Here is a 6,293-nt window from a genome sequence, read left to right as displayed (position 1 = left end):
CCAGTTTAGGAAAGTCAGATTTTGTTAAAATCAGCACTAAGCTAATTCCTAAAAATATTGTTATTAAAACTAAAAATTCCGTCATTTTTCAAATATGTGGTAACGTTTAATATATGTGTCGTAGCAGAGCAAAATGTTACCCTGTTTTCGACAAAAACTGCGCATTGATTGCTAACTTTTACTTTCTGCAAGCATCGCGCCTTCATAAATATACACAAACCATTGGATTGATCACTTTGCTGCTATGGCACATATATCTTGTTATCGTGCGTTCTTTTTTCAGTCACTAACCTTACTAGACTAGCCAAGCAAGGTGATATTACTTGCGTAATTAATCCGTCAAATTTATTTTTTCTTTCTCGCGATCACCTTGCAATCATTGGATTAGTAACAGACCTTACTAAATGAACCTGAACTTTTTTTCGTCAGAAGCTGATCAGCCAAAAAAGCGATTTTTTAGCACGTTTTACTTGCGTAAACCTCCTCAATTTTGGTTTTTTCTATCGCTTTTTCCTCGTTTAGACACTAACCATAACAAGTATACTCAAGTCATGGTGTGGTTAACCGTCCGTTGCTTTCGTTTTACTTTTCAGATTCCTAAAATGCACAGATAACGTTGCGTGTATGAATTGTTGTGGCGAAGCCACTATGATTTATACATCTTGTTACCCAACGTTTTTAATCGGTTTTTATTAGTTTATAGATATTAGTTTCTTTTTGGATATCAGATATTGACTTATTAAAGTTCTTTTTTAAATATTCATTTACCAGTTTATTATAACATTCCATTTCCGTTCTTAAAAGACAACCCATTGGGTGGTATTCAATACCATAATTTGATTTCATAATATCTTCCATTCCTATTACGGAACCTAAACCAAAATGGAAATATTGTAATTCTCCTTTTTCTAAGTCAGTTAGAAATCTTTTTTCCATTTCTTCGCAACTTTTTATTTCGGAATATTGAGCATATTTTTTGTTAATCTGAACATTTTCATAAATCCGCGGGAATATATATAAATTCAATGCTAGCGATATACTGAATGTTCCAATCATAATTTTGATCAATAAGTTTCGCCAATTTTTATTGAAAAAATATAGTCCAAGGCAGAAAATCCCTATCCCAAAAAATCTCTTGGCGTATTTCAATTCAACCGAATCAAAACTTGTTCCTGTCAATTCGTTGTTATGATTATAAGCAGACAATACAAGTGCTGAAATAATTAGAGTCAGAATTATATATTTTGTTCTATTGTTCAATGTTTGTTAATGTTGGGTAACGGCTCCGTATATGAAAAGTAGCGCTGAAAATTAGCGATAACTTTTCGGATTATACACAAGCCGAATTTTTAAATTTTACTATTTATCTTTTTTACTTGGAAATCGTCAAATTTAAAAATTTGGCGACTTTCCAAAAACGCCAAAACCTTAGTGTTAGCAAAGACTTGCGCTATTTTTTATATACATTGTTACCACACGTTATTATTCCGCATCTTTCATTGAATCCCAAAAATCAGCATCTAATTTTTTAATTTCTATTGTCTGTTCGATTTGCATTCCAAGTCCAAAATCATAAATATATTCTGCAAGTTGTTTTCCGTCTATCAGCACAAGAGTAGTTGAACCATTTAAATTATTCGCGTATTCAATAGCTCCTTTTGAATAGTAAGAAGTTGTTATAAAAACTCCTTTGTTAGATTGAGCAACAGCTAAAGCACCAACGAATTTTTGAATTTCGTCTCGACCAATTCCAAGGTCAATTTTATATCTTTTGGCTTGAATATGAATTCGTCCAAGTCCTAAAACATCTTCTTTTATTATTCCGTCAATTCCACCATCATTAGAAGCTTTTGTTACTAATCCAGAATTTTCAATTTCGCCACCATATCCCATTTTCTGTAATAAACTAACTACTAATTTTTCAAATGCGATTGGTGTTTTGGTTAAAATTGTATTTAAAATATCTGTGTAAACCGACTTTCTAATATTCTCAAACGATGTATATAATTTTTCTTGAGGCGTAAGTTCAGATGAAGTGTCCTCAAATTTAAGTTGTTCTTCAGTTGATTTCTTCTTTTGCCTTGTCGGTTCTCTTTTTTCGAGTTGTTTCTCGATGTAAGAATGTATTTGTTCAGGTTTTTGTGAAATCTCAAGTCCTTTAGAATTTATTTCATAAACACCTCTTTTTGGTTTGTCCACAAGTCCACCCATATTTAGGTAACTTAAAGCCCAAGAAACTCTATCGTAAAAAATGTGTCCATTTCCAGAAGGATACATTTCATTAATTTCTTCATCGGTCAATCCAAAATGTTCCGCAAGCGGTTCGATAAAATCTCGCAATTTAGTTTTTCCTTTTGCTTTTAGAATTTCCAATACTGGAATTCTTATTTCATCGTGTTTTGGTATTGCCATAGGTTTTTTCTAATGTGTGGTAACGGTCTCGGCTATGAGTAGTTGCGTGTGTTAGCACTTAACTTTGCAAGTACACACCATACTGAAAATCCTCGCGGATTTTCAGAAGTAGGCGAGAACGAGCAATTACTTATAGCCATTGTTGTGTGTAGTTATTTTAGCCATCCACTTGCTTTGAATGACTTATATATTTGTTTTAAATTATCCTCTTTTAATACGTCTTTAATTTTTTCTGTTACTCCATAAATACAGCCTTCACAAGTATTGAGTTGAACTTCAGATTTTTTCAATTTTCTCATTCGAGTAAACCAAGATTCTGGAATATCAATTTCATTCTGTACTAGGTATTGTAGTCCGATATAACCATAGGTCGCAATTTCTGGATTTAATGATTGCATCCATTTAGCTAATTCATTAAAGTCTTTTTCATTAACTAGGTTAAGCATTTTTTGACATTTGTCTGGTGGTGTTCCTGCAATTCCACAAAAAGTTCCGTATGTGTAAACATCAAAGTCGGTTTTCTCAAAGTTCGAGTTTTCTATTCTCTCAAATAGTGTTTTTTGTTCGTTATTGTCCGTTAGTTTTAAATAAACCAATTGATTATTTGATGAAGTAATTATGTTAAGATTATATGAGCTGCCTACAAGCCATAATTCAGAGTTTTCTTGAGTTAAGTTGTTCTCAATCTTTCTATTGAAACTTGTCCGTTTTTCAAGTCCATAAGGTTCTTTTTCGGTAATTTTTTCTGCACTCCAAAAGCTGTCCAATTTTTGAAAGTTGAAATTGTCCGATTTAAGAATTGTTATCAAGCTGTTTAATTTTTCCTTTACAGGTTCATCGTTAAACTCGAAGTTTGTTCTTGAAGAAATTCCAAAATCGCCATTATTATTTATTTCTATTTTAAATATTTTCTCTTCTGTATCATATCCTTTTTCATTCGGGTCTTTTTTAATATAGAAAGAAATTCCATTTTGAGTGTTCCAAGCATAAGTCTTTGATGTGAAACAACCTTTGTCATTGTATGTGTTCCAAACATCCTTCATTGTACTTTCATTTAGTACAATTCCGTTTTCTGTTTTAGTCTTAAATGGCGATTGTATTGAAATTGACCTTACAATTTTGTTTTTATCATAAGGGTCAATTTGAAAAGTTAGACCTATTTTGTCATAACGATAGTTTGTAATTAAAGTCTTTTCGGACATAGTATAATCAGTTCCATAAATTTCAATCACATCCGAAATTGTCGATGAGTCAATCACAATAGATATTCCTTCAATTCCTTTATTCGGAATAAGCACATTTGTTTGTCCAAAAACTGGACTAAAACAAAGTATGAATAGAATAATATTTATTGTTCTGAATGTCATTTTCATAATTACACACAACGGTCTTGTGTATGAAACGTAGCGTGCAAAAAGACACTAACTTTTCGGATTAACACAGAGACGAATTTTTATATTTTGTTTTTAATTTTCTCTTTATTTAAAAGCCAAATTAAAAATTTGGCGGTTTTTGTAAATAAGCAAAAACCTTTCGATTTAGCACTTATTAGCTATGTTTTATACACGTTGTTGTAACACGTTATTTTTTTATTCCGAGTTTTCCAGCAATAAAAATCATTGTTTTTGTTTGTTCAGAATTTAAACTTAATTCTGTTTCTGAAATCACATATTCAAGATGTTCATATGCAAGCCCTAATTCATTTTTAGTTAAGTATTCCGTAATAATTTCATTTCCATCTTTAATTCCACAAGAGTCAGTTTCAAATCCATTTTTCACAATTACGTTAAGGATTTCGTTGCTCAATTCTGCAATTTCTTTTTTTATTGACTTTTTGAAAATATTAAGCATAATTATAATGTCATTAATATTTCGTCATACTCAAGTGATAAATCCGAAATTCGGTCTTGAGTATGGTCAAACTGACTAATTCCGATTCTGCACGAACTTGCTTTCACAAAATGCTCATTATTTTCGTCAAATCGATAAATTCCATTTTCTTTTCGGATATTCAGTCCGTTTAAATTATCTGGTAACGAAATGAACTCGATGCCAGAAAACTCAATATCAATTGTGCAATTCGGTGAATACTTACTTGAATATTCTACGTCATCATATTGTTTTTCACTTCTAATTATCATAGTTGAATGGCTTACTATATAATGCCAAATTCTAAAACTTCGTTTACTCTGATAATTCACTTTTCTGTGTTTTTTTTAATGTGTTACAACGTTTTATATATGTGTCGTAGCAGAGTAAAATGTTACCCTTTTTGTCGGTTTTTTCCTGTCCGCCTCAGGAGGATGCGCATTGGTTGCTAACTTTTCCTTTCTGCAAGCATTGCGCATTACCAAAAATACCAGAAATATTCGATTGATCACTTAGCTGCTATGATCACATATATGTTGTTGGCAACAGTTTTATTTAGTGCTGAATAATATGCATTATTTCACCTGAATATTTAAATTTTGGATTTCCAGTATATTTTTTAAAAGACTTAGATACACATTCAACTCTGGCCATTAGGGTATCTCCTAATTTGTATTTAGCCTTATTAAATTTAAGTTTAAAAGATTCTAATGGGATAGACGAGGAATATTTTTTTCCAAATGAGGGATAATCAGATCTTAATATAATCTCAGGAGTAATTTTGTCAGATAGGTTAATAATAAACGCTTTTGACATAGAAGGACGGATAAAAACCAATTTGATTGTATCATTTTTAAAGATCTCGGCTGTTACTGATTCAAAAATGTAACCAGAAGTTTTGAGGAAGGTTTTTTCAGTAATTAGAGAAGAATCAATTTCAATTTTTTGTCCGAAAACATTAATTGTCAATGTGAATATTAATAATGAAACAATTTTTTTCATATTGTTGCCAACGGTTTTGTATATGATTTGTTACGTGTTTTAAGTAACTAATTTAGTAAATAGTTATTGACCAAGAAAGTCCGCGAGGACTTTCGTAAGTAGGCTATAAGCCAGTAATAAATTATATACGGTGTTGTGCTTATGTGCTTTTTCATTCGTTAATTTCCTTAATTTCAAAATAACATCTTTCACAGACTAAACTTATTTGAGCAAACTCCATAGATTCGTCATTCCAACCATCTGTTTTAAGTCTCTCTTTTTCGCATTCTGAACACCAAGCTTGGAAATCATCATCTTCGTCCAATTCCATTCCACGATAAGTTTCAAAAGCTTCCTCAAATCCAGTTTTTTCTTTAGAATTCAAATGTTGACAAATAAATGCTTTTCTTAATTTTCCGTGAACTCCACAGTCAATTAATTCACTTTCTATTTTTTCAACTTCTTCTTTTCTTATTTCCCCGGTTAATAAGAAATACTTTTCTAAATTGTCTGAAATAACTCGATAAGTTCCAATTCCTCCAATTATTTCAAATGCGATAGAAGTTAATTCCCAACCTGTGAAATTGTCTCCTTCAAAATGCTCTTTCGTTAAATTTTCGTATTTCTTCTTTTCTCCGAATTCTTTGACTTTTAAAGTCTGAAATTTTCTCGGTTCAATAGAACTTTCATTCGCCCAAGACCACATCCAAGTATTTTTCTTTTGCGAAAATGTTCCAATTGGGATGTATTTGAAATAAATTTCTTTGTTTTCCGAATAAAGTCTTAATGTTTCACTCGATTGATTATAAAACCAATTTTCATAATTATCTATGTCATATTTTTTTCTGAAATTATCTTGAATTTCAGTCAGATTTTGACAAGATTTTTTAGCGTATTTTTTGTATTTCAAAGTTCTAAATATTAATTCAGTTCAGATTTTTCTGCATTAAGCACAACGTTTAATATATGTGTCGTAGCAGAGAAAAATGTTACCCTGTTTTTTGTTTTTTCTGTGCATTGGTTGCTAACTT

At 31.1% G+C, this 6,293-nt stretch carries 7 protein-coding genes; all 7 read right to left on the bottom strand.

Features of this window, described 5'->3' with window-relative positions; genetic code table 11:
- Positions 1-678: 678 nt before the first annotated feature.
- A complete protein-coding gene (locus Q1A73_RS24170) occupies positions 679-1,056 on the bottom strand; it encodes a hypothetical protein (protein ID WP_299611299.1) in 378 nt (125 codons plus the stop codon).
- A gap of 426 nt (positions 1,057-1,482) precedes the next feature.
- Complete coding sequence (locus tag Q1A73_RS24165) at positions 1,483-2,412, bottom strand: restriction endonuclease (RefSeq protein WP_299611296.1); 930 nt, start codon at positions 2,410-2,412, stop codon at positions 1,483-1,485.
- Positions 2,413-2,564: 152 nt separating this feature from the next.
- Positions 2,565-3,785, bottom strand: coding sequence for a hypothetical protein (locus Q1A73_RS24160; RefSeq protein ID WP_299611293.1), 1,221 nt, complete (start codon positions 3,783-3,785; stop codon positions 2,565-2,567).
- Positions 3,786-3,993: 208 nt separating this feature from the next.
- Positions 3,994-4,263 (bottom strand): hypothetical protein, encoded by a 270-nt coding sequence (locus Q1A73_RS24155; RefSeq protein ID WP_299611290.1) that lies wholly within the window; start codon positions 4,261-4,263, stop codon positions 3,994-3,996.
- Positions 4,264-4,265: 2 nt separating this feature from the next.
- Entirely contained in the window at positions 4,266-4,553 is a 288-nt protein-coding gene (locus Q1A73_RS24150) for a hypothetical protein (protein ID WP_299611287.1), read from the bottom strand.
- 283 nt (positions 4,554-4,836) lie between these two features.
- Complete coding sequence (locus tag Q1A73_RS24145) at positions 4,837-5,283, bottom strand: hypothetical protein (protein ID WP_299611284.1); 447 nt, start codon at positions 5,281-5,283, stop codon at positions 4,837-4,839.
- A gap of 151 nt (positions 5,284-5,434) precedes the next feature.
- Positions 5,435-6,172, bottom strand: coding sequence for a DUF6882 domain-containing protein (locus Q1A73_RS24140; protein WP_299611281.1), 738 nt, complete (start codon positions 6,170-6,172; stop codon positions 5,435-5,437).
- Between the last annotated feature and the right edge of the window lie 121 nt (positions 6,173-6,293).

Origin of the sequence: uncultured Aquimarina sp., assembly GCF_947492115.1 — a bacterium.
In the GTDB taxonomy this organism is placed as follows: Bacteria; Bacteroidota; Bacteroidia; order Flavobacteriales; family Flavobacteriaceae; genus Aquimarina.
Note: the sequence above shows the minus strand (reverse complement) of the source record. Positions and strands in the feature narration are given on the sequence as shown.